General features: G+C 28.8%; 26 protein-coding genes. 16 read left to right on the top strand and 10 right to left on the bottom strand.

The annotated features are described in order from the left end of the window. The 3 genes from LQK79_RS02715 to LQK79_RS02725 all read right to left on the bottom strand — a co-directional run bounded on the left by LQK79_RS02715 (position 1) and on the right by LQK79_RS02725 (position 2,673). A complete protein-coding gene (locus LQK79_RS02715) occupies positions 1–624 on the bottom strand; it encodes a TetR/AcrR family transcriptional regulator (protein ID WP_053241765.1) in 624 nt (207 codons plus the stop codon). Between the two features lie 137 nt (positions 625–761). Next, positions 762–1,772, bottom strand: a complete 1,011-nt coding sequence (locus tag LQK79_RS02720; protein WP_053241766.1) for a 3D domain-containing protein — start codon at positions 1,770–1,772, stop codon at positions 762–764. A 256-nt stretch (positions 1,773–2,028) separates the two neighbouring features. After that, positions 2,029–2,673 carry a hypothetical protein gene (locus LQK79_RS02725; RefSeq protein ID WP_231015430.1) on the bottom strand — a complete coding sequence of 215 codons (645 nt, stop codon included), beginning with the start codon at positions 2,671–2,673 and terminating at the stop codon, positions 2,029–2,031. A 359-nt stretch (positions 2,674–3,032) separates the two neighbouring features. Here LQK79_RS02725 and LQK79_RS02730 point away from each other — a divergent pair, with 359 nt between their 5' ends. From LQK79_RS02730 to LQK79_RS02750, 5 genes are read left to right on the top strand one after another with little or no spacing between them, the layout of a single operon-like run. Next, positions 3,033–3,965, top strand: a complete 933-nt coding sequence (locus LQK79_RS02730) for an ABC transporter ATP-binding protein (protein WP_053241768.1) — start codon at positions 3,033–3,035, stop codon at positions 3,963–3,965. A 12-nt stretch (positions 3,966–3,977) separates the two neighbouring features. After that, positions 3,978–4,766, top strand: a complete 789-nt coding sequence (locus LQK79_RS02735) for an ABC transporter permease (RefSeq protein WP_231015431.1) — start codon at positions 3,978–3,980, stop codon at positions 4,764–4,766. Beyond that, positions 4,763–5,851: an ABC transporter permease gene (locus LQK79_RS02740; protein ID WP_231015433.1), complete on the top strand. Its 1,089-nt coding sequence runs from the start codon at positions 4,763–4,765 to the stop codon at positions 5,849–5,851. Before LQK79_RS02735 ends, LQK79_RS02740 begins: the two co-directional genes overlap by 4 nt. Before the next feature lie 8 nt (positions 5,852–5,859). Next, positions 5,860–6,966, top strand: coding sequence for a sensor histidine kinase (locus LQK79_RS02745; RefSeq protein WP_231015434.1), 1,107 nt, complete (start codon positions 5,860–5,862; stop codon positions 6,964–6,966). Further along, entirely contained in the window at positions 6,944–7,567 is a 624-nt protein-coding gene (locus LQK79_RS02750; protein ID WP_053241775.1) for a response regulator transcription factor, read from the top strand. The genes LQK79_RS02745 and LQK79_RS02750 overlap by 23 nt, the downstream gene beginning before the upstream one ends. Before the next feature lie 9 nt (positions 7,568–7,576). Here the strand turns inward: LQK79_RS02750 and LQK79_RS02755 are convergent, their stop codons facing one another. The 4 genes from LQK79_RS02755 to LQK79_RS02770 form a co-directional block, all read right to left on the bottom strand. Further along, positions 7,577–8,338, bottom strand: coding sequence for an alpha/beta fold hydrolase (locus LQK79_RS02755; protein ID WP_231015435.1), 762 nt, complete (start codon positions 8,336–8,338; stop codon positions 7,577–7,579). A gap of 17 nt (positions 8,339–8,355) precedes the next feature. Further along, a complete protein-coding gene (locus tag LQK79_RS02760) occupies positions 8,356–8,982 on the bottom strand; it encodes a TetR/AcrR family transcriptional regulator (protein ID WP_231015436.1) in 627 nt (208 codons plus the stop codon). A gap of 315 nt (positions 8,983–9,297) precedes the next feature. Further along, positions 9,298–10,095 (bottom strand): ABC transporter permease subunit, encoded by a 798-nt coding sequence (locus LQK79_RS02765; protein WP_053241776.1) that lies wholly within the window; start codon positions 10,093–10,095, stop codon positions 9,298–9,300. A 2-nt stretch (positions 10,096–10,097) separates the two neighbouring features. Next, entirely contained in the window at positions 10,098–10,979 is an 882-nt protein-coding gene (locus LQK79_RS02770; protein ID WP_053241777.1) for an ABC transporter ATP-binding protein, read from the bottom strand. A 186-nt stretch (positions 10,980–11,165) separates the two neighbouring features. Between LQK79_RS02770 and LQK79_RS02775 the strand changes: the two genes are divergently transcribed. From LQK79_RS02775 to LQK79_RS02785, 3 genes are all read left to right on the top strand, one after another. Then, positions 11,166–12,059 (top strand): aldose 1-epimerase family protein, encoded by an 894-nt coding sequence (locus tag LQK79_RS02775; protein ID WP_231015437.1) that lies wholly within the window; start codon positions 11,166–11,168, stop codon positions 12,057–12,059. Positions 12,060–12,218: 159 nt separating this feature from the next. Further along, positions 12,219–13,280, top strand: a complete 1,062-nt coding sequence (hisC, locus tag LQK79_RS02780) for a histidinol-phosphate transaminase (RefSeq protein WP_053241778.1) — start codon at positions 12,219–12,221, stop codon at positions 13,278–13,280. A gap of 27 nt (positions 13,281–13,307) precedes the next feature. Then, positions 13,308–13,946, top strand: a complete 639-nt coding sequence (locus tag LQK79_RS02785; protein ID WP_053241779.1) for a histidine phosphatase family protein — start codon at positions 13,308–13,310, stop codon at positions 13,944–13,946. A gap of 88 nt (positions 13,947–14,034) precedes the next feature. On the opposite strand, the gene LQK79_RS02790 is transcribed toward LQK79_RS02785, so the two are convergent. Then, entirely contained in the window at positions 14,035–14,580 is a 546-nt protein-coding gene (locus LQK79_RS02790) for a hypothetical protein (RefSeq protein ID WP_231015438.1), read from the bottom strand. Positions 14,581–15,097: 517 nt separating this feature from the next. Here LQK79_RS02790 and LQK79_RS02795 point away from each other — a divergent pair. Continuing rightward, positions 15,098–16,375: a putative bifunctional diguanylate cyclase/phosphodiesterase gene (locus LQK79_RS02795; RefSeq protein ID WP_231015439.1), complete on the top strand. Its 1,278-nt coding sequence runs from the start codon at positions 15,098–15,100 to the stop codon at positions 16,373–16,375. A 148-nt stretch (positions 16,376–16,523) separates the two neighbouring features. After that, positions 16,524–17,177, top strand: a complete 654-nt coding sequence (locus tag LQK79_RS02800; protein WP_231015440.1) for a DUF2238 domain-containing protein — start codon at positions 16,524–16,526, stop codon at positions 17,175–17,177. A gap of 32 nt (positions 17,178–17,209) precedes the next feature. Here LQK79_RS02800 and LQK79_RS02805 read toward each other — a convergent pair whose 3' ends face one another. Together LQK79_RS02805 and LQK79_RS02810 are read right to left on the bottom strand one after the other, a co-directional pair. Beyond that, on the bottom strand, positions 17,210–18,358 hold the full coding sequence (locus LQK79_RS02805) for a GGDEF domain-containing protein (RefSeq protein ID WP_231015443.1): 1,149 nt from the start codon (positions 18,356–18,358) through the stop codon (positions 17,210–17,212). 199 nt (positions 18,359–18,557) lie between these two features. Continuing rightward, on the bottom strand, positions 18,558–19,088 hold the full coding sequence (locus LQK79_RS02810) for a CDP-alcohol phosphatidyltransferase family protein (protein ID WP_053241785.1): 531 nt from the start codon (positions 19,086–19,088) through the stop codon (positions 18,558–18,560). A gap of 434 nt (positions 19,089–19,522) precedes the next feature. On the opposite strand from LQK79_RS02810, the gene LQK79_RS02815 reads away from it, so the two are divergent. The 6 genes from LQK79_RS02815 to LQK79_RS02840 all read left to right on the top strand — a co-directional run bounded on the left by LQK79_RS02815 (position 19,523) and on the right by LQK79_RS02840 (position 25,245). Beyond that, positions 19,523–19,720 carry a cold-shock protein gene (locus LQK79_RS02815; protein ID WP_053241786.1) on the top strand — a complete coding sequence of 66 codons (198 nt, stop codon included), beginning with the start codon at positions 19,523–19,525 and terminating at the stop codon, positions 19,718–19,720. A gap of 385 nt (positions 19,721–20,105) precedes the next feature. Further along, the gene (locus LQK79_RS02820; protein WP_231015444.1) at positions 20,106–21,281 is read left to right on the top strand and encodes a metallophosphoesterase; all 1,176 of its coding nucleotides are present in this window, start codon (positions 20,106–20,108) and stop codon (positions 21,279–21,281) included. Between the two features lie 284 nt (positions 21,282–21,565). Further along, positions 21,566–22,120 carry a biotin transporter BioY gene (locus LQK79_RS02825; RefSeq protein ID WP_053241788.1) on the top strand — a complete coding sequence of 185 codons (555 nt, stop codon included), beginning with the start codon at positions 21,566–21,568 and terminating at the stop codon, positions 22,118–22,120. Between the two features lie 10 nt (positions 22,121–22,130). After that, a complete protein-coding gene (gene bioB / locus LQK79_RS02830) occupies positions 22,131–23,117 on the top strand; it encodes a biotin synthase BioB (protein ID WP_231015445.1) in 987 nt (328 codons plus the stop codon). 210 nt (positions 23,118–23,327) lie between these two features. Continuing rightward, positions 23,328–24,230: an ABC transporter ATP-binding protein gene (locus tag LQK79_RS02835; protein ID WP_231015446.1), complete on the top strand. Its 903-nt coding sequence runs from the start codon at positions 23,328–23,330 to the stop codon at positions 24,228–24,230. A 16-nt stretch (positions 24,231–24,246) separates the two neighbouring features. Then, positions 24,247–25,245, top strand: coding sequence for an ABC transporter permease (locus LQK79_RS02840; protein ID WP_231015447.1), 999 nt, complete (start codon positions 24,247–24,249; stop codon positions 25,243–25,245). Positions 25,246–25,252: the final 7 nt, after the last annotated feature.

The raw sequence follows: 25,252 nt of genomic DNA on the forward strand, positions 1-25,252 counted from the left end.
TTAAATTTTTCCTCCGATCAGCCCATTTATTATAAATTGTAAATGATGTTCAATTAGTTTTTTCTCTTGTTCTTTAAGGATATCTTTTTCTATTATTAATCTAGATATAAGACCATAGGTTGATGTCCAGATAATTTGAGCGGTTAATTCAACATCTGTTTTTTTAAATCTACCATTATCAATGCCAATTTGAATTGAGTTACACAAAGAACCTATAGTTTTTTTGTCTTTTGAGACTCCTTCATAAAGCATCTTTATTCTTAAATTTACATCATCTAAATTGTTTATTAAAAATACTTTAGACAATTCTTTTTCTTCTAGCATAAATGAGATGTATTTTCTTAATACATTAATAATTGAATTTTCAGGTTTATTTTTATCAATTGGGGTTTCGTTTATGATTTTAAGAATTTTAGTTTGTTTTCTTTTTATTACGAAACTCAGTATTTCGGATTTATCTTTAAAATAGTGATAAATAATACCTGGAGAATATTCTATTTTTGCTGCAATTTTTCTAATTGACAAATTTTCGTAGCCTTCACTTATCAGAATTTCACTTGCGGCATCTATGATTTTTTTTCTTAAAGTTTCTTTTTCAGCTTCTCGTCTTTCGGAAATTCCCATATTAACACTCCAATGCATTTAAGTACAGTTCAATTATTGAACGCTGTTTAATAATAGCTTAGCATTATTAAATTAGCATGTCAATATTTAAAATAAAAAAGAGAATTCTGTGTACTGAGAATTCTCTTTTTTAATCTTTAACCTATTATAGTGACTTTAACAGAGCGTATTCCCCAAGCATTTGCCTCTGCTTCTGTTGGAAAAAATAAATCTATCCTATTGCCTATAATGGCACCTCCAGTATCGGTTGCAACAGCATAACCATATCCTTCGATATAAACTTTTGTACCCATTGGTATTACTCTTGGATCTACGGCAATAGTACTGTAACCGCCTGGATTTCTTACAGTCTTGCCTCCAGATGAGGTGTATCCATCTATGGAATAACCTGTTGCTATCATTATATTTGAGGATTTTGGAGATAATGTCCCTAATAAGGCGATGCTTGTACTACTATTCGAAGATTTACTAGCATTTGCAGCTTTGGCAGCAGCTTCTTGTCTTGCTTTGGCAGCAGCTTCTTCTGCCCTTTGTTTGTCTATTAGCTGTTTTTCTTTTTCAGTTGCACTAGCAAGAAGAGTTTTTTCTTGTTTTATGTCGCTGCTCAATTTTGATAGAGTTGCTTCATTACTAGTTTTTAAATCTTCTAGTTTTTTATTTGCATAACTTAATATTTGTTTTTGCGCAAGTATATTTTTTTTCTCTTTTTCAACATTGTTAAGAATGTTGTTATCAAAGTCCATTACACTAGTAACAGTATTTACATTTGATAAAAGGTCACTAAAACTTGTAGAAGAGAGCACTAGTTGAAGATAACTGCTTTTTCCATTCATATACATCGCACGTACTCTTTTTTTTAGCAGATCCTGTTGGTTATTAAGTGCGCTTTCTGTAGTTTTTAATTGTATTTCTGAGTTTTTCATTTCGTTTGCGAGTTTATTCATATCTTTTTTATTATTATCAATCTTTTTTAGTACACCATTAATTTCATTGTCTAGAGAAGTAACCTTAACCTCTATGGCCTTTTTATTATCTTGAGTTCTTTTCAGTTCATCTGAAGTACTATCTGCTGGTGAAGCAAGTACACTGGTATTCAGTGTAAACATTAAAGCTAGTACCATAACAATAGATAATGCTTTTTTATTCAAATGATATCCTCCTTAAATATACTTATTATTTTTAATTAAAGTGATTTGAAATTGTATTACTTATAAATACACCCAATTAAAGAACTTTAAAGTTATATTTTGAGCTCTTGTTATGCAAAAAATATTAACAGGTCTTATTATACCATAATATATTGCCAAAGTGTTGTAAAAAATTTACAAATAAAATAAAACTAAATTGAAATTGTAAATTTGTTATTAAAGTTTTAATAAATACTATTCCTTATAAAGTATTAAATTATAAGGTCAATTTAACGTTTTCAAGTTTAGAAAAAAGAAAATTGTCAATTTTAATTTTATCTAAAAAGTTAACAGATTGTTTAAAATTATTTTTTAAAGTTAAAAGGTTATCTTTAAAATATTGAATAAGAGTAGTATTCATATAATTACAATAGGCGAAATAGTCTTTGCGTTCTCTTGAATAGTTTTTACATAAGTAGCTTGAGTTTTCTGATAAATTGCGGCATAAATATAGATTGCATTGATGTGGTCTTAATCTAAAATCAATAGAGCAGCCTTTTGGAGTTATAAAAGAACATTTTTTGAAAAAAAGAGTTTTGTCAAAATTGCCGTATTTTGAGAATTCACCTTCAGTAGAATTTTTTGCAAAATTACTATATGCTGTTTTATCAAAGGTACCTTTTACCTCTATAAAATAGTTATGAGTGATTACGTTTTCTTTAGTAATCAACTTAAATAAAAAATCCTTTTTAAAATTTATTATATTTTTGATATCTATAAGTGAATATTTAGGAAAGTAAAAACAGCAACCACGGTTTATGCCAAGCATATTAGTACTTTCCATACTGGTGCAATTTTTACAAGAGTTACATTTAAAAATTGGAGTATTATCTAATACCTTATAAGAAAGAATTGATTCCATAAAAAGCCTCCTATGTAAAATTTAATACAAGTATATATTAGCACTTTTGCTTGAATAGTTAAAATTTTATTTATGACATTTGTCATGGTGATAATATTCTTCATGTAACTGTAGTATTTGGGGAAAATGATTTATTATAGAAACATAGAAAAACAGAGTACAAAGTACAGAGTACAATGAAGGATGATTTATCTTCCTTACGTCAGATAAATCTTTGAATTAAAAAGCTTCAGCGAAGCTAAAATATATAGGTTTGAGCGATAGCCCATTAAGTTAAAAATTTTCTGCATTAGCAGAAAATTATCCTTCACTGTTCTCTGTACTTTGTCAACTGTACTCTGAAAGAAGGGGTGATAAGGTTGTTATTAGAAGTAAAAAATTTAGTTAAGCGTTATAAGGATTTTTTAGCTGTTGATAATTTAAATATAGAAATTGAAGAGGGAGAAATTTTAGGATTTTTAGGGCCTAATGGAGCAGGAAAAACTACAACAATAAGTGCAATTACAGGCATGAGTAAACTTGATAGTGGAGAAATTAAGATATTTGGACTTGATATGAAGACTCATGAAAAAGAAATTAAAAAGCAAATAGGTGTTGTACCTCAAGATATTGCAGTATATGAGGATTTAACTGCCTATGAGAACCTTGATTACTTTGGAAGACTTTATGGATTGAAAGGTGTTGAACTTAAGGATAGAATTCATGAGGCTTTGGAATTTGTAGATCTTGTAGATAAGGAAAAAGATTATCCTAAAAGTTTTTCCGGTGGAATGAAGAGAAGACTTAATATAGCTTGTGCTATAGTTCACAGACCAAAGCTTATAATAATGGATGAGCCTACTGTTGGAATTGATCCTCAGTCAAGAAATTATATATTAAATTCTATAAGAAAACTAAATGAAATGGGATCGACTATAATATATACTTCACATTACATGGAAGAGGTAGAGGAGCTGTGTACGAGAATTTTAATAATTGATCATGGAAGAATCATAGCTAAGGGAACTAAGGATGAATTAAAATCACTTGCAGCAGTTAATGAAAAAATAGATTTAGAATTGTCGGGGGTGAATTACACTATCATAGAGAAAATAAAGAAGATGGACGATGTGATAGACTGTATTTTAAATGGCAATAAGCTTAATATTATAGCTAAAAAAAATAGCAAAATATTAGGAAGAATACTGGAAATAATTTTGCAAAACAATGTTGAAATTTTATCTTTAAATGTTGAAAAGCCTACTCTTGAAAGTGTATTTTTAACACTTACAGGCAGAACACTTAGGGATTAGGAGGAGATTTAATTGGAGAGTATACTTGTTACAGCTCGTTACACTATAATTAAATGTATAAGAAATCCACTAGCTGTAATTGCCTTTATTGCAGCACCTCTGTTAGTTACGTATATGGTAACAGGTTCTATGGATAATAATTTAAGCGTAAATTTAACTAAATCACAGGTAGAAGAAAGCAAGGTTAACCTTCAAAATAATATAATAAATCCTAATGAAACAGCTGTGTCAACTAATGACAAAGCTGCTATGGCGTCAATAATTTTATTTATTTTTTATGGAGCTGTTTTGAGCACTAATTTGATAATTCATGATTTAAAAAATGGAATTACTGATAGATTAAAGTCAATGCCCACAACAAGGATAAATATTTTACTTGGAAAGTCCTTAGGTAATATGGGGGGCATGGGAATATTTGCATTTATGTTAATAGTTATAACTACTTACTTCTTTAATATTAACTGGGGAGAAAATAAATTGAATATTTTTGTAGCAATGGTACTATTTTTAATAATTGAAAACAGTTTTGGAATTATTATTACTGGACTTTCAAAAAACATATATATATGTGCACTTGTCGCCTTTGCGGTAAACTTCTTTATGGTTGGGCCAGTATATGTAGGGGCTTTTTCACCAATTAAGATAAGTGGCATTATAAAAATTGCGGATACACTGTCTTTTCATAGCTATGTTGTAAAAGCAATAACGGAGGGTTCAGGAGAAGCACTTATAGTATTATGTGCATCAGCAGTTATAATGTTCTTTATATCTTTATTTGTAGGTAAGAAGGTGATATCATGATTATATTTATTAATAGTTTAAAAAGGCTGCTCAAAAGTAAAGTTCAAATTGCAGTGCTTTTAATAATACCATTTATTCCGATTATACCTATAGCATTAAACACAAGTGGTAATGTGGAAAAATTCAATGTCGGAATAGTTGATAATGATAGTACTAGATTTTCAAAGGTTTTTACTCAGAATATGAAAGCAAATCTTAATATTACTAAAATAACTCAAAGTGATATTAAAAATGATTTGAATAATTCGAAGTTAGATTATGTACTTGTTATACCACGTAATTATACTTATGCTATAATAAATTTAAAAAATAAAAAAATTATTGGGTACGAAAAGAAAAATTCTGATTGCTCAGGAGTAGTCGGTGAAATAATTAATAGCTTCATTTATCCAGCTAAAAGTATTGCAAGAAAGTCGTTTGGCAATAACATGGCATTTTATGAAGGTATTAAAAAAATACCAAAGACTAATTTAATGGATAAAGTTTCTAGGGGCACTAGCGGTAAATTAGTAGTGTGGGGCATGGTAATTCAGTTTGTTATGTTTTCTTCCATATTTGCATCAACGATCATATTATCAGATAAAAAGAATAAAACGTTTTATAGATCATTAAATGCACCTATATCTTTAAAGAATTATATGCTTCAAACAACACTTAGCTTTATGGTTATTTCTATAGTTCAAATACTTGTTTTAACTTTGGTGATTGTAAATGGTTTTGGAGTTTATCCGGGTAAATCTATATTTAATATGTTAGGAATATTGATATTAATATCACTTGTTAGTGTGTCTTTTGGAATTGCAGTAAGTAGTATAAGCAAGGATGTAACAAAGGCAATGGTATCAGGAGTAGGAATTGTAACAGTAATGACTATGCTTGGTGGGTGCTGGGGAATGTCACCTTCAAGTGGTGTGATTAAAAATATTTCAAAGGTATTGCCAACAACTTGGGCAATGGAAGCTGTTAAAAAAATAGTGAACAATGACAATTTTACTTCTATAGGTAAGGAAGCAGTAATACTTTTAGCATTTACAGCAGTGTTCTTTTTGCTTGGAACTTGGAGAAAAAGTGAAGCGTTAGAATAGGGGATAGGATGAAACGTGTAAATTGTATATTAAAATTACTTTTTTTAATGTATGTATTTTATGATATGGTATGTTATAGCAAGGTGCATTTTGAAGAAATTCTTATACTCCTTGTTATTATAGGAATAAATATATATAAGGAAAAATATAACAATTCTATATATACAGCTGCAGCAAGTTTTATAGGAATTTGCATAGGAGTTTATGTAAATAAAAATTTTGCAATGTTTCTTCCTGTAGCTGCATTTGATTTTATTGTTGTAAAGAATTTAATTGAAGTTTCTTGTGTATGCTTAGTAGAAATATACTTTCTTTATCTAGGGCAAAATATAGAAAAGGTTATTTTTTTAACCTGTGTGTGCTCACTGTTTGGTTATGTAATTAGAGAAGCTGAAAAAAAGGAAATTAATCTAAAAACATCATTAGATGAGGAAAGAAAGCTTAGATATGAACTTGAAGGTGTTAAAGCTAAACTATTAAACTCATCAAGAGAGGCAGCGCATCTTGCGGAAGTAAGCGAGAGAAATAGAATTGCAAGAGAAATACATGATAGTGTTGGTCATAAAACAGCAGGAGTGCTTATAGAACTTCAAGCTGCATATAAATTAGTAGATAAAAATTTGCCTAAAGCAAAGGAAGTGCTTGAAAGATCTATAGAAGCACTTTCAGAAACTGTAATTATTATAAGAGATACGGTTCATAATATTAAACCAAATGAAAAGCTTGGAATCGAATACATAAAAAATATAATTCATAATTTTAGTTTTTGTCCTGTTGAGCTTAAGTTTACTGGAGACTTTAATAAGCTAAATCCTAGTTATATGGAAATAATAGGAGCAAATATAAAAGAGGCTTTAACTAATGCTGCTAAATATTCAAAAGCTTCAAAGGTTTATATTTCAATTGATATAAATGAGGTATATTTTAGATTGTATATTAAAAACAATGGTGTAAGCTGCAGTAATATAAAAGAAGGACTTGGATTAAGTGGAATGCGTGAAAGAGTAAACAATGTTGGTGGGAGTATTTCTATAGATTCTCGTGATGGTTTTATTATAGTTTGTGTTATTCCCTTTAGTGGAGGTGAAATATTTGAAGGTTCTAATAGTAGATGATGATGAACTTGTATGTGATGGATTAAAATTACTTTTAGATATGGAAGATGATTTTGAGGTTACTGGCATAGCTCATAATGGAATGGAGGCTTTTGCTCTTTGTGAAAAGCTTATGCCGGATATTGTACTTATGGACATAAGGATGCCTGATATAGATGGTGTTATTGGTACAAAGATGATTAAAGAAAAATTTAATCAAGTTAAAATAGTTATACTTACAACCTTCAAGGATGATGAGTATATAAAGGAAGCAATGAAATCTGGTGCAGAAGGTTATATACTAAAAAATCAGAAAGCTGATACTATAATTGAAAGTTTAAGAACTGTTTCAAAGGGGAACTTTGTATTCCAAAAGGAAGTTGCAAACTCTATATCTTCAATGATTAGAGAAGGACATAAAGTGGATATGTTAAAGTTTAATTTATCACAGAGAGAAATGGAAGTTATGAAACTTGTGGCAGATGGACTTTCAAATAAAGAAATAGGGGACAAATTATTTATAAGTGATGGAACTGTGAGAAATTATGTTACTACAATTCTGGAAAAATTAAATTTGAGAGATAGGACACAGCTGGCAATATTTTATTTGAAAAATTTTTAAGTATGTTTTTTAATAAGTAGCGTTATCCCTAAAAAATGTCATCAATAGCTCAAGGTATTTATCTGAATGAACTAAACTGATTTCACCATGCGCACTATTTTTAATGATTTTTAAGGTGCTACCGTTAATGGTGTCATTAAGTAGTTTAGCAGATTTTTTCATGACAGGTAATTCTTTTTCACCTACTAATATTAATGTTTTTGCTTTTGTATTGCATAAAGTACTAGGTATTGAATATTCTTGATTGCTTTTTATAAAGTTTATTAGGGTTGTTTTTGTTATTTTTATAGTATCTTCATAGTAGTTTTCGAATAATGCCTCGGGCAGCTTTAACTGCTTGGCTTGAAGTTTTGCAAACCACTTTTTTTTGATTAATCCATAGGTTAAGCTTAATGCTAGTGCAGTTAATTTAACTGAAATTTTACTGCTAGGACAAACTAAAGCACTTTCAATAATTGCATTTTCTGTGATATCACATTCCTTAGATAGTATTTCCACGAGTATTTGAGCACCAAGAGAAAGTCCGCAGATAGCAAAAACTTTTCCATTACAGTTTTCTTTTATATAATTAATAACATTTTCTGCTGAGTTTTGTATGGTTATAAAACTATTATGTCCATCTTCACCATGTCCATCAATAACAGGTGCAACAACAAAATAATCCTTTTGCAGCACTTCAATTTGAATTTTCCATGTCCACCAAGATAGCCCACCACCGTGAAGAAAAATGATAGCTTTGTTATTTTTATTTCCAAATTCTTTAAATATCATATTTATTCTCCTTAAGGTTATTTATAAAAAACTTTCTTTAAAATTTCAATGTATTCTTTTAATTCATCTACCCTTTTATCTAGTGAGCTTAGTCCCTTATCCTCGCTTTTATTAAAATTATTTGTATATTTTTCAGATAGGCCCTTTAAGACCATTAATATTAGTTCAAGTGATTTTTGTTTATCTACATCATCTCTAAATTTTGACATATCGAGTCCATCAAAAGTTAAAAATAAACCTTTAGAATAAAGTTTTTCATAACGCTTTTTAATATCATCTTTTAATTCATCTGGAACATTTGTATATGAGATAAAGAAAAATTTGTACACATCAGGATTTTTACATGAAACCTTTAGTTTAAGTTCAGACCAATCGAGAACTCTTTTAAAAAAGTCAGGGTCATTTACTTTCATTTCTTTTATCATATAATTTAAATAATAGTCAGTTATATAATCTAAAACATATAGAAATAAACCTTTTTTATTGCCGAAGTAATTGAATAAGGTTCCTTTAGATATGTCGGCTTTTTTTACTATAGTGTTTGTTGAGGCAATGGTATATCCATTTTCAGCAAATTCTTTAACGCATATATCAATAATTTTTTTCTTCTTTTTTTCTGGTAACCTTTCAAAAACTTCGTACAAAATTATTCCACCCCTCAAGCTATTATTAAGTTAATCTTTGTATATATGTAATTATTGAATAAATAAATATTGCGAACCAACTAGAAACAGTGACAAGTGGCAGGTGACAAGTGACAAGTTTAGGATGATTTTCTTCCGTTCGCTCGCATACTCACTCGCTACCGAAAATCGTACAATTTATTCTTGCATTTTCCCTCGGGAAAATGAAGTGAAAAAAATTAAGTTATAAAGTTTTTCGTAATAAAATGGAGAAAAACTTACCTTAACTTGTCACTTGGTTTTGGTTCGCAACATTTATACATTACAAAAATTCATCTACTGAATGTCTTTATGATTGTAGATGATATAAGAAGCAGCAACCGCTATTATATTCACGCATACAAGTATTATAACATATTCAGTTTTTATATAGCCATTGGCTATTATATCTGTAGCATCAACGTATTTAAAGGGTGTAAAGTATTTAAGAAAATCAGCTTTATCGGATAAGCCTGCAAGTATATGCATAAAATACATTCCAAGTACAAACCATAAACTTAACGAAACTGAGGATTTTTGGCTTTTAACAATTAGAGATATAAGAATTCCAATGTTAGCAAAAGTTATTTCAGCTATAAAGTAACCAACATGAATTAGAAAAAGGGTTTTAACTGAATAATTTGATGTTTTTACGCTTTCAAAGGAAAAATAGGTTACTGCAAATAAAATTACATTTAAAAGAAAGATATATATAGTATAGCAGCATATTTTTGAAGTAATAATTGATGTTCTTGTTATAGGCTTTGCCTGAAGAAATTCCATAGTTTTTTCATTAAATTCTTTTGCAAACATATTGCAGCCAAGTATCATTGCATAGATTCCAACACTTAATATTATTAATAAGCCAGCTTTGGAACTGTAATATCCAAATATACTTGTTATACTTAAGGTATCTAGATTAAATGCTTTTAGCATGGATGGAGGAAATTGTTTCATAAATTGCTCTAAGGAGGCGCTGCTTTTGGCTACAGAGGTAAACATAGACATTGTAAGGATAACTAATAAGCTTAGAGTAAGTGACCAAATTAAAAAGCCTATAAGGTTTTTTCTAAGTTCTCTTTTAAATAAATTCATAATTACTTATCCTCCTTTACATAGTAATGCATAAATATTTCTTCCAAGGATGGTTCTTCAATTGTAAGATTTTTAATTTTATTTTTATGAAGGTTATCAATAAGATCATTGATGTCCCCATTGTATAAAAATTTTACAGAAGTACCTAATTTAACGGCATTAATAGCGCCAGGTATGTCTATGCTTGAAATTTCGTCATTAAAATTTACCATTACTTTTTTGAATTGAGCATCGCGAAGTTTTGATATTTCCTCTGTTTTTAGTATTTTGCCTTCTTTTATAATTGCAACTTTATTACACATTTCTTGAACTTCACTTAATATGTGTGATGAGAAAAATATAGTTGCTCCTTTTTTATTTTCTTCTTTTAAAACTTCAAAAAATGTTTTCTGCATTAATGGATCAAGTCCGCTCGTTGGTTCATCTAAAATAATTAATTTAGGCTCATGAAGTAGGGCTTGAATTATTCCAACCTTCTTTTTATTTCCAAGGGACAATTGATTTATTTTTTTAGAACTATCTACCTCAAATATATCACAAAGTTCTTTTATTCTTTTACTGCAATCCTTATTGTAAAAGTCTCCAGAATATTTAAGTAGCTCTCTAATTTTCATATCATCGTAGTAATTTACTTCTGATGGTAAATAACCTATAAGTTCTCTTATTCTTTTGCTTTCCTTTATGCAATCAAATCCCATTATTTTTGCACTACCTGAGGTTGGAAATATAAAATTTAAAATTGTACGTATGGTAGTTGATTTTCCGGCACCATTTGGACCAATAAAACCAAATATTTCACCGCACTCTATTTTTAAGTTAACATTTATGATACCTCTAGATTTTCCATAGAATTTGCACAAGTCGTTAGTTTCTATTGCGTACATTTTAATCACTCCCTTGACCATGTGGTCAGCTATTGATTATATTATATTGCTTGGTGACCATGTGGTCAAGCAATTTCGAAAAGTTTTTGTCTTTTACAAGTTATTAACTAGATTTAATTTTTTGTGGTAAAATATAATATAAATAAAGTAAACCCTGTTTTAAATTAACCAGAGGAGTTGAAGATTATGTCTATAATATTACAAAACGAATTATTAAAAGTTGAAGCTGTAGAAAAAGGAGCGGAGCTTACCAGCATAAAGACGGTAAAAGATGGGGCGGAATACCTTTGGACTGCAAAATCAGATATATGGGCAAGACATGCTCCAATATTATTTCCTATAGTTGGTAAAGTTAAAAATAATACTTATAGAATAAATGATGATACATACACTTTGAGCCAACATGGTTTTGCAAGAGATATGAACTTTGAAGTTATGGAGGGCACCAGCGATAAAGCTGTATTTAAATTAACATATAATGAAGAAACATTAAGTAAATATCCATATAAATTTGAATTAATAGTTAAATATGAACTTAAAGAAAATGAGATAGAAGCTAGCTATAAAGTAAAAAATGTAGATAGTCAAGAAATATATTTTTCAATAGGTGCACATCCAGGATTTAATTGCCCAGTAGTAGGGGGAGAAGAGAAGGAAGATTTAAAATTCGAAGATTACTACTTTGAATTTGAAAAAAGAGAAACAGCTAATATAATTCCTATAGATGAAAATGGATTGTTAAAAGAAAGTCCAACACCATTTTTATATGATTCTAATATTATATACTTAAAAAGAGAATTGTTTAAAAAGGATGCTCTTATTTTTAAGGACTTAAGTTCAAAAAAAGTTTCCCTAAAAAACATCAAAAATTCAAGAGCTGTAACATTAGAGTTTGACGGTTTCCCTTACTTAGGGTTATGGTCTAAACCTCAAGGAGCTCCATTTGTTTGTATAGAACCATGGTTTGGCCATGCCGATTTTGAAGATTTTAATGGTGATTTTAGAGAAAAGGATGGAATATTAAAATTGTTAAGTAATCAAGAATTTAATTGTAAATATACCATAAAAATTTTTGAGTGATTTTTGATACTACACTTTTTCACTTTACTACGCTAAAGCTTTGTGATATTATAGACATAGCAATAGTAATGAAGGAAGTTTTGCTTTAAATAAGTACAAAAACAATACTTGTTTAAAGCAAAGCTGTATATAAAAATTAAATTTAAAGGGTGAAGTGAAATGAGTAAATATTGGAGTGATAAAGTTAAAAGCTTAAAACCATATATTCCAGGGGAACAACCTAAGGATAAAAAATATATAAAGTTAAATACAAATGAGAATCCTTATCCACCATCTCCTAATGTTATACAGGCTATTAAAAATACAGCTAATGATGATTTGAAATTATATCCAGATCCAGAGGTAGATAGTTTTAGACAGATTGTTGCTAATTATTACGGACTAGCAAAAGATGAAGTTTTTATTGGAAATGGTTCTGATGAGGTTTTAGGATTTTCTTTTATGGCGTTTTTTAATCCAGGAAAACCTATATTATTTCCAGATATATCTTATAGTTTCTATAAAGTGTATGCTAATTTATTTGATATAGATTATAAACTTGTTTCATTGGATGATGATTTTAACATTCCACTAGATGAATTTTTAAAGAATAATGGTGGGATTGTAATACCAAATCCAAATGCACCAACGGCTAAATATATTGAAGTAGAAAAATTAGAAAAGTTGCTGCAGAATAATGTTGATAGCGTAGTTATAATTGATGAAGCTTATATAGATTTTGGAGGAGAATCTTGTGTAAAACTTATAAAAGATTATCCTAACCTTTTAGTTGTACAAACTTTATCAAAATCGAGATCACTTGCTGGGCTTAGAGTAGGTTTTGCTATGGGAAGTAAAGAACTTATAACAGCACTTAATATGGTTAAGAATTCTATTAACTCGTATACAATAGATAGAGTAGCTTTAGCAGGGGCAAATGCTGCTTTTATGGACAATGATTATTTTGAGGATACAAGAAAAAAAATAATTAAGACCAGAGAAAGAACTATAGAAGATTTAAGGAAAATTGGATTTAAAGTCATTGATTCTAAAGCAAATTTCATATTTATAAGTCATCCAAAGATTTATGCTGCTGTACTGTTTAAAGAGCTTAGAGACAGAGGAATATTGGTAAGATATTTTAAGGATGCACGTATAGATAATTACCTTAGAGTTAGTATTGGAACCGATGATGAAATGAATAAATTTATAAAAAAATTAAAAGAAATTATAGATATGTAAAATGTAAACTTAAGAGGTGATAGCAATATGAAAACAACATTATATTTAGTAAGACATGGTGAAACGGAATGGAATGCACTTGGAAAGTTTCAGGGATCTAAGGATATAGTTCTATCACCACAAGGTATTAATCAAGCGCAATATGTATCTAATAGGTTGAAAGATAAATTTGATTATATATATTCAAGTCCATTAAAGAGAGCATATAAAACTGCCAGTATAATTGCTTTAGAGAGCAATAAGGAAGCAAAAATATTAAATAATCTTAGAGAAATAGATTTTGGAGATTGGGAAGGTTTCACTGTAAAAGAAATAAAAGCCAAGTTCCCAAAAGAATTTGAAATTTGGAGAAGTGATACTAATAAAGGACCAATATGTGGTGGAGAACTTAGTATAAAAAATGCCACCATAAGATCAAGAAATGCAATATTAAGTACTGTAGAAAAACATAAGGGAAAAAGAATAGTAATGGTGGCACATGGAGGAATAATAAAAGCTGGACTTATAGGGATTTTTGAATGGAATATGACCATGTATCATAAAATTATTTTGGGAAATACATCTATATGTCAGCTTAATTTTAATGACAAAATGCAGCCTACAATAGTAACATTAAATGATACTACACATTTGCCAGATGAATATGAAGCAAAATCATACGTATAAGGAAATTTACAATGAATGAAGATTTATCTTCACTTCGGAAGATAAATCTTTGAAATAATTTTGTTTAATGTCTTGAAATATTATTGCTTCATCTGTTGTTTATAGAATAGATTCCATATTCATGTTTTCCATTGTTTATAAGATTAAGATAAACTTCGCCATTACCTACTATTACACCATTAGGAGTTATTTTTAAATTACTAAGCTGCTGATTTTTTAGTGAGTTTTTTATTTTAGAATTAAATATATTGTCATAGTTGTTAATAAATTCAGTTTTGTTTGAAATTTTAGTTTTATTACCATTTATGTAAACTATTAATGGATAATTTACATAGTCAGAAATCGTCTCTTTATCATTTTTAAGGGTTGCAGCTTTTAAAGTGTTAAAGGTTTTTATGAATTCTTCTCCATTATCGAGTCTTGAATTTATGTTGCTTATTGAATTTTGGGGTTGGTTACTTTTTAGTTTATTTAAGCTATAATTAGAAGTAGTATTGCCTTTTTTTGTAAGCATGTTTTGGGATAACTTCGAATTAGGTGAAGCATCTCTATCTTGAATTTGATTTTGATTGCAGCCAGTAAGAGAAAGCATAACAAATAAAGTAACAAAAACTGATATTAATACTTTTCGCATAGATTATCTCTCCCAATAAAATTTTAATATACTATATAATATAGTATTTACTTTTTATATATAAATTATACGATTGTTAATTATAAGTAAATTATACATTAGCCCAAGAGATCTGTAGTTACATAGCACTTACAATTGAATTACGAAGGTGTTACAAAAAAGAAGTAAGAATTAATAATGTATTTATAACTAATTCAGTTACGTTAATTGTGTTTGCGTCAATATTTTATGAAAATGCGGTTTAGCAGACAATTAAAAGTTCAATTTTGATATGAAGATTGAACTTTTATAATATGTAAATAAAATTACTTAACAAATTAACTGCAAAACAAAATATATTTGAATTAGATAATTTGGCATTAAATAAAGTAAATTAGACGTATTATAATTTGAAAAATTGTATTTAAATAAATATTATGGTATAATAATTTAAATAAAATTTTTATAAAATTTAAAAAAATGTTATAATTGGGTTTTATTTAAAGCAAGTAAAATAAATATTTTACGGGAGATAATTATGGATATTGAGGATTCTTCTAAGAAAAAAAGTATGAGAAATGTTCTAGAAAAATACGAAAGATGCGGCTTAAAGCATAAGAATGATAAGCTGGCAGTTTATATGGTCGAGATTTGCAATTTGAAATTTTATAGTTATGTATTTGGATATGAAGAAAGCTATATATTATTTAAATCCATTTTTAAAAGGATTAAAGAGAAATTACAAGAAAAGTTTTATATTTTTGAGTTTATGAATTGCAGATTTGTAATATTAGCTGCTAATTTAAATTCAAATGATATTGATAAAATGAAAAAAGATATATCTGATATATGTGAAGAAAAATTTTATATAAAAAATAGAGAAGCAACTGTCCATTTAAAAATTGGTATATCATTGTATCCGGATGATAGTAATAATTTACTTGAAGTCCTAAGATATTCAGATGTAGCACTTAGTTATGCCAAGGAAAATAATAAAATGAAATATCAATTTTTTCAAAAGTTTATGTACAACGAGATTTTAAGAAAACAAATAGTAATAAATGAAATAGGTAATGCCCTAAAAAAGAAGGAATTAATTCTTTTTTATCAGCCTCAGATTAATTTAAAAAATATGGAGGTATATGGATTTGAAGCTTTAATAAGATGGAAACATCCTAAACGTGGAATACTTTCGCCAATGTTCTTCATAGATATAATTGAAGAAAATGGTATGATAAATGATGTTGGCAAATTTGTTGTATATGAGGCATGCAGACAGCTGCAGCAGTGGCATAATTTAGGATATCCTAATATATGCATGTCTATTAATATTTCTGAAAGCCAAATAGATGGAGAAGAATTCTTAGATTTTGTTAAAGTTGTTTTGAATAAAACTGGAGTTGAGACAAAATTTCTTATCTTTGAGATAACTGAAAGAATAGTTATAGGTTTAGATGAAAAAAAATTAAAATTAATTGAAAAACTTAAGGATATGGGGATAAGGATATTTATAGATGATTTTGGGACAAAATACTCCAATCTTGATTATCTAAATGCTATGCCTGTAGATGGTATAAAAATTGATAAAAGTTTTATAGACAAATTGGAGAACTCACAAAAGGATCTAATGATAACTAAAAGCGTAGTTAAACTTGCCCATGAACTAAAACTTGAAGTTATTGCTGAAGGAGTAGAAGATCAAAAGCAGCTTAAATGCCTTTTAAATATGAAATGCAGTAAAATTCAAGGATTTATATTTGAGAAGCCGATACCGCCTAATGAAGTCTGTAAATTTATGACCAATTTTAAAGCTTAGTATATTATAATAGTTAGATTATGGTTAAAAAATTAGAGGAGATTTTTGACAAGCCGTATGAAAACGTATTCTGAAAATATAACGTATAATAATTTAATATTGAAGGCAAAATAAATATAAAAAATGTATAATAATTGGAGTGTATATTGTGGCTAAAAACAAAGAAAACAATAAAGGTGAGAAGCTGCACATAATTTTATTAATAATATTTATTTTATCTTCTGTTATATCGGCTATCAAGCCTACAGATTATTCTGCATGGTTTTTTGAGTATACGCCGGCTTTTATAGGAGTTATGATACTAATATTTACATATAAAAAGTTTCGGTTTACAGACTTTGTTTATGTGCTCATTTTAATTTTAACAATAACAATTATAATTGGAGCGCACTACAAATACAGTCATATGCCTCTTTTTAATTATATAAGAGATGTATACCATTTAAAAAGAAATGATTATGATAGATATGGTCATTTTATGCAAGGATTTGTACCGGCTTTTATTATAAGAGAAATATTAATAAGAAAGTTAAAATTAAAAAAGGGTATAATATTATCTATACTTGTTATTTGTATTTGCCTTGCAGTAAGTGGATTTTATGAAATACTTGAAGGGGTATCGTGTTTAATATACGGAAGATTACCAGAAGATTTCTTAGAATATCAGGGAGATAAATTAGATACTCAGTGGGATATGCTTTCTGCATTAATAGGTTCTATATTTGCAGTAACTGCCTTTTATAAAGTTCACGATAGAAGCATAAAAAGATTGACCAAACATAAAAATATTTCTTCATCTTAGTTTAGATAAAGCAGCAGTATTGAAGAAACAGTTTATTTAATATTGCTGCTTTGCCTGTTTTTTTTACTATTTTTATTTTGATACATTAGCCTATCGGCATGATTAATATAGTCATTTATACCAATATTTTTATTAAAATCATAAACTTCATAACCATAACTGAAGCTTAATTTATAGGATAAATTTGAACGGTTGATATAGTCAGTTAAAGCATTAGAAATTTTGAGTAGTACTGCTTCAATTTCTTGTTCGCTGCTTATATTAAGAAGTAAAATGAATTCGTCTCCTCCATATCGTGTAATTGAACCTTTATTTCCAATCAAGTTCTTGACTATAGACACTAAGGCTATTAAAGCTTTATCTCCTTCACTGTGACCAAAATCATCATTTATTTTTTTAAAATCATCTAAGTCAATAATGACTATTGAAAAATTTAAGTATTTTTTTTGTTTGATTTTATTATTTAAGTAGCTGGAAAACTTTTCACGAGTCCAAGCACCTGTTAAATAATCAATATGCATCATTTGCTGCTGTAGATACAGATAGAGTATGATTAGAGAAAAGGATATTGAGCTCCACATAAGTAAAGGTCCATAAAAGGCGAACTGAATCAAACTTGCTAATGTTGGAAATATTCCAAACAAAACAAGGGGGAAAAACTCCATTCTATTTAAGTTTCTTCTGTTTTTATAAATTATTATAAATCCACAAAGTAAATAAAAATATGATACAACAAAAGGTATAAAAAATAATGTTCCACGTTCGTATGTATTATGCGCATTGATATAAAAAGTTAGCTTAAAAAATGGACTAGGTAATACTAGAATAGTATTTATTATTATGGGCAGTAAACTTAAAATATTATTTTTGTATTTATAGTCTGCATCTTTGCTTATCCACAGTCTGGCGAATACATACCAATGATATGTAACTAAAGGTGCTAGTACAAATAAAATAATATGCAATATAGTGGTTACAGGTATTAGCCAGATATATGGCTGTTTATTTATTATGCAAGTTAAAGTTTCAATGGTTAGCTCAATTGTGTTTAATTTAAAAATAAGAGCAAAAATTGTATTCCTTTTTTCGGTTTTATCAAGACTGCATGATATGTTTTTTAAAAAAATAATGGATACAATAAGTGCAATAATATTGTTATCTATTCTAAGAACTAAATTCAATATATGTTCACTCCTAACGGACAAGATTTCCGCATTCTATTAAGTATTGAATAAGTACTACACGTTTATTTTAACACATTTTATTATAGATTTCATGAAAATATAATAGCTTTTAAGTTTATTACTATAGTTCTTTGTATTTATAAAAAAATCAGAATAAAATGGCATATAGTTTAAGTTTCACAGTGGTTTCACTCTATTATTTCATAAGTATGCTCTTTTTATCTAATTGCAAGGTGGTTGAGGTTAGTTCAATAATTAATTCTTCAATTGCAGATATACTCGCTGCAGTACAAATAATATATAGCAGCATATTAGTAGGAATATGAAAAATTAGCATTGGGAATATGAATAGTAATACACCAGTAGCTTTGTTTGAATAAGTATGAATGCTTGCAAAGGTTTTGTATTTTTTAACAGTAATGATTATTGAGGAGAATCTAACAAATGCAATTAAAATAATCCAAACAATGATTTTAGTTGAAGGATTTACAATTGGATAAAGTTTAATTAACAGCACAATATCCATGATCATGTCACCAGCAGAGTCAAGCTTTGCACCAAATTTGCTTGATGTACCTGTTTTTCTTGCAATAAATCCATCTGCAATATCGCTAAATCCGCAAATCATGTATATTACATAAAAAGCTGTGCTTAGTGGTTTTATAAAAAATAAAATCAAGGAAAAAATTGTTCTGCTAAGAGATAAATAATTTGGTATGTGTTTCATAATAATACCTCATTTAAAATTGATATTAGTCTATGTTTTAAAAGAAGGTTCATAAAATTCATTTCACTAATGAATTCTAATGACTACTTATTATAATTTGCTAGCCTTACGATATAAAAATTATATCACCATAGGTGATCTTGGGCAATAATTCTTGTTTCGTACTATGAGTGATAGCAAATGCCGATATATTAAAATCAATATTGAATCAAGAAGCTTTTCCTTGTTTTTATATCATGAATTGAAATAAATTTAAAAAAATATTTGATTTTTAGAATTAAGTGTGCTAAAATAAATTGTAGCTTAAATGAAACGTTAATAATGTAAACACAAATATATTTCAGTTAATACTTTTTAGTATGTAATAGCGAAATTTTATTGGTGGATTATTACACAGAGTTTAAGAAAAATAAAATTTCGGAGGTACACATTACATGAATGGTACAGTAAAATGGTTTAATTCAACAAAAGGATTTGGATTTATTACAGGAGAAGATGGAAATGATGTATTTGCACATTTCTCACAAATAAAAGCAGATGGATTTAAATCTCTTGAAGAAGGTCAAAAAGTTGCTTATGATGTAGTTCAAGGAGCAAAAGGACCTCAAGCAGAAAACATCACAATTCTTTAATTGAGTGATTTCTGTAATTATTAAAAAGATGAAAAGAGGAAACTCTTTTCATCTTTTTTTGTGCTAAAAATAGTTGACAAAGATTTTATTTTTCTTAGTTAGCAGAGTTACAAAATTCTTATTTATTTGTTAATAAAAGGGCTGCCAAATAGTGGGCAGTTTTTTGCTTATATTATATTTTTAATTTTCATACCATAATAGGTTGAAATTTTTAAAGCATTTTTTCAAAATGGATATAAAGTTAAGAAATATCCAGGAACTTAGATAGGTTCAGTAGTAGCAGCACTAATTATCGCAGGATATGAATGAGCTGTTCAATACCACTTTAGATAGTAAAAAATTTATGATAAAATTATATTAAAGTTAAAAATGGAAGTGATATAGATTGAAAACAACTTTAATAACAATTGGAAATATTATTTTAGCATTGTTAATGTTATTTTTATATACAATTTTATGGTACTATGTTGGCAAAAAGGGGATTAAAATATTTTTTTATAAAAGGGGAGATATAAAAACAAAAGCTTATTGGATTGTATTTTGGTTTTTAGCATTTTCCTTTATCTTGGCTGCTTTAGTTAGAAGTACAATGTCAATAAATAATAAGCTTACTGGAATTTTAACTACAATAGGTGCAGTTTCAATGGCTGCTTTTTGTTATCTTATAATATTATTTCCATTAACAGATTTAATGAGATTTATCTTTAATAAACTTGGGTTTTATGGAAGCGTGAGGAATCATTTAAGCATAGCCTATGGCAGAGGAATTTCTATTTTTATAGCTGTTGTAATTATATTTTGTTTTGGATTGTGGCATGCTACTCATCAATCAGTAACTAGCTATAAATTGAACATAGATAAAAAAATGGGAAATATAAAAGAACTTAATATTGTAATGATAGCAGATGTCCACATGGGAATAATGATTAAAGAAAAGGGAATTGACAAGCTTATAACCTCAATAAATAGGCTTAAGCCTGATATAGTTTTTTTCTGTGGTGATATGGTAGATGAAAGTACACCTACAAGTTTAAAAATGTATTTTGGAAAGGAATTTAAAAATATAAAGTCTAAGTATGGAGTTTATTCTATTACCGGCAATCACGAATACGCTGGAGATGTATCTGAAACCATTGAGTACATGAAAAAGGCAAACGTTAAGGTTTTAGAGGATGAAGTTGTTAAAGTTAACAATGAATTCTATGTGGTAGGGAGAAATGATGCAGCTGATGGAAAAAAAGTGAAACTATTAAGCGAGCTTTTAAAAAAAGCAGATAAATCTCTTCCAATTATAGAATTAAATCATAGACCAGTAGCCATAGAAGAAGCGGAGAAAAATGGAGTTGATCTTCAGCTTTCTGGTCATACTCATGAAGGACAAATCTTTCCATTTAATCTTGTTACAAAAGCGGTATTTGAGGATGATTATGGATATCTTAAAAAAGGTGAATTTAATTTAATAGTAACATCAGGTTATGGTACCTGGGGACCTCCTATAAGGATTGGAACAAAAGGTGAGATTGTTAATATTAAGCTTAAAATTGGAAAGGAGATTAAATGATTTCTCCTTTCCTTAAATTAATTTAGTCAATTTTATTATTTAAAAATTCTTTAAAAGTATTCATGCTTTCATCAAATTCCTCTTTTTCTTTTTTACCAATACTTATAAATAAACAGTCTATTTGCTATAATTGCACGAAAACAGGATGGCAATATTTATCGCTTAATAGTGACGTAAACTTAAATGTATTTATTGACATATTTTGTTGCTGCATATATAATTATATATTGTAAACTTTAAAACGTATAGAGGTTTACAATAAGTAATTACATAGGGGGCATTTTATGAAAATAAAAACGAGAGATATGATTTTAGTAGCATTATTTGCAGCCTTAACAGTAGTAGGAGGATATATAAGTATACCAATAGGAAGTGTTCCAATTACACTGCAAAGCTTTTTTTCTTTACTTTCAGGTATATTACTTGGACCATTTTTAGGGGGGGTATCTCAATTAGTTTATGTAATAATTGGACTTATAGGGTTGCCGGTATTTGCAGGAGGATCTGGGGGAATCTCATCAATTTTTCACCCATCTTTTGGATACTTGATTGGATACATTGTAGCGCCGATTGTGGTTGGTAAAATTATAAAGACTGATGATAATACTAAGTTTATGAAATTATTAGTAGCTTGTATTCTAGGAAGTTTAGCAATTTATGTACTAGGAATACCATATATGTATGTTATATTAAAATATGTATCGCATGTTAACATGACTTTACTTAAAACTTTTGAAATTGGTTGTTTTGTGTTTATTCCGGGTGATATCCTTAAGTGTATAATTGCTTCTATTATAAGCATTAAAATACTACCAGCTGTAAAAAGCATAAGAAACTAGGTGTGAAAGTATGGACAAGCTAGAAAATACAATAATTGAAGTGTGTACAAAAATTTTAAATGAGCATGATATAAATGCTTACGAAGCTGAAGCATTAGGTACAGCAAGTGGAAGCGATATATTTTTGCTGTGTGCATTTGCAAATAAAATAAGGGAAAAGTTTACAGGAAATAAGGTTGATTTATGTTCTGTAATAAATGCAAAATCAGGAAATTGCTCTGAGGATTGCGCATTTTGTTCTCAATCGGCACATCATAATACAAATGTTAAATGTTATCCGCTGTTAGAAAAAGAAAAAATAGTTGAAATGGCAGTTCAGCGTGAAAAAATGGGAGCTAAGCATTGTGATATAGCAACTAGTGGACTTGGTTATACTGGAAAAGAAGAGAACTTTGAAAAGATACTTAATGCCTTTAAGGAAATGAAGAAAAAAACAAATCTAAAGCTTTGTGCTTGTCTTGGAACTCTTAAGAAAGAGGCGGCTTTTAAGCTGGTGGAGGTTGGTGTTGAGAGGTACAATCATAACCTTGAAACTTCAAGAAGTTTTTTTAAGAATATAGTTACTACTCATGGATATGATGAGCGAATTGACACAATAAGGTATGCAAAAGAAGCCGGAATGGAAGTATGTTCTGGTATGATTATAGGCATGGGAGAGACTATGGAGCAAAGGATAGAACATGCATTCTTGTTAAAGGAACTTAAAGTTGATGCTGTACCGGTTAATGTTTTAAATCCTATCAAAGGAACTAAGCTTGAGAATTCAGAAGCCCTTTCGCCATTAGAAATATTAAAGACATTTGCAATAATAAGATTAATTTTACCGGATAAAAATATAAGATATGCAGGGGGAAGGGAAGTTAATCTTAAAAGTTTACAACCGCTTGGGCTTATTTCAGGATTAAATGGTATGCTTATTGGCAATTACTTAACAACTTCTGGTAGAATAGTAGAAGATGATTTAGAAATGTTAAAAGATTTGGAACTTTCATTTTAGATAGAGGCTGCATTTAAAAATAGAGTATGACAAAACAATTTTGTCATACTCTATTTATATCTTATTATAGATTCATGGATTAATGCGATATTATCTTAAATTTATAAAAATAATATAAAATTCATATAAATAACATTGATATTATAGAAAAAAATAATCATAATAAAAATATGGTGAATTGAAAATTGGCTACAAGACTGGGGGTGTATTATGGAAAGGGAAGTTTTATTGGTTGAAGATGTACATAAAATCATAGATGGTAGGGAAATTATAAAAGGTATAAGTTTTTCGATAAAAGAAGGAGAGGTTTTAGGATTTTTGGGTCCAAATGGAGCAGGAAAATCTACAACTCTAAGAATGATTGTTGGACTTTCAAAGCCAACTTCAGGTAAAATAGAAGTTTGTGGTTACTCTATAATTAAGGATTATGTGAAAGCAATGTCAAGCGTAGGGTGTATAATAGAAGGCCCAGATTTATATGGTTATATGAGTGGTATGGATAATCTAGAAATGCTTGCTGCTATGGAGAAAAATATCACTAAGGAGGATATTCTAGAAGCGGTAAGGCTGGTTGATATGGAGAAGCATATTAATGATAAGGTAAATACATATTCACTTGGAATGAAGCAGCGAATGGGATTAGCACAGGCACTTATGAATCATCCTAAATTACTTATTTTAGACGAGCCTACTAATGGACTTGATCCTGCGGGTATAAATGAACTTAGAAATCTTATTAGAAAACTTTCTAAAAAAGAAAAGATATCTGTACTAATATCAAGTCATCTTATAGCTGAAATTGAACTTATATGCGACAAAGTATCTATTATTAAAGACGGAGCAGTACTTAAAAATGCGTCCGTAAAAGAACTTTTGAGAACAAAGGAAACTTTTTTTGAACTTGATGACAATGAAAAGGGAATTGAGATTTTGAAAAAAAATTGGGGAATAAAAGGAAAAATAAGAGGCAGTAAAATTGAAGCAGTAGTGGATGAAAATAAGGTCGCTGAAATTAACGCTTCTTTTATAAAAGAAGGGTTAAAACTTAAATTTGTAGATAACAAGCGCAAGAACTTGGAAGAATTATTTTTAAACATTACAGAGGAAAATTAGAGAGGGGGAGAGGAATTTGGTAAAACTTATTAAAAATGAGATCATAAAGATGCTATTTAAAAAAAAGCTGATTCTCATTTTAGCAATATTGATACTTGAAACAAGTGCCTTTGCCTATGGTCAAAATGTAAGGTATAAGAGAACCATAGAGGGATATACAAAAAATCAAAGTAAAAATTACAATTGGAAACCGCTTATAAATCAGCAAATTGATGATATAAAAAATAAGCTTTCTTATAAAAATGTAAAAAAATCTGATGAAAGAATTATGAAAATACAGCTTGAGCAATATAAGTATTATTTAAAAAAGAATATAAGCCCTGCAGCTATATCTGCTTCTAAGTTTACATCAGAACTTATGGAACAATCAGCTTTAATGCTCTTACCTCTTCTCATAATAATACTTGCAGGAGATATTGTATCTGGCGAGTTCTCATCAAAAACTATTAAGGTTTTGCTCACACGTGCAGTACCTAGGTGGAAAATACTTTTAAGCAAATATACTGCGCTTATATTAATGTCAGCCTTTGTAGTTTTTTTATCTGCTGTTGTTTCTCTGGGGATTTCTGAATTTACCTTTAAAGATTTTGGTTTTATGGAGCCAGTTATAAGTGGATATAAGGTTGTAAATGGAGTAGTAAATGCCTCTAGTGTTGTACAAATTTATCAGTGGCAGTATTTACTGCTAGTTTGTTCTTTGAATTTTTTTGAGGCAGCAGTAATAGCTACAATAGCCTTTATGGTATCAATTTTAGTGAGAAGTACAGCGGCATCAATAGGAATAATGATGGCAGGTCTTATAGGTGGCAGTCTCTTAAGAGTATTTTTAACTGATTGGCCTTTTGCAAAATACTTTTTTGCCGTAAATCTTCAAACTTCTCAATACCTTACGGGAAATTTTAAAGGTGTGCCAGGTATGAGCCTTGTTTCTTCTATGTGTGTACTTATAGTATGGATTGTAACTTCACTTATAATTAGTTTTTTTGCATTTACTAGGAGAGATGTACTTGTTTAGGGGTGAG

Origin of the sequence: Clostridium guangxiense (genome assembly GCF_021043395.1) — a bacterium.
In the GTDB taxonomy this organism is placed as follows: domain Bacteria; phylum Bacillota; class Clostridia; order Clostridiales; family Clostridiaceae; genus Clostridium_S; species Clostridium_S guangxiense.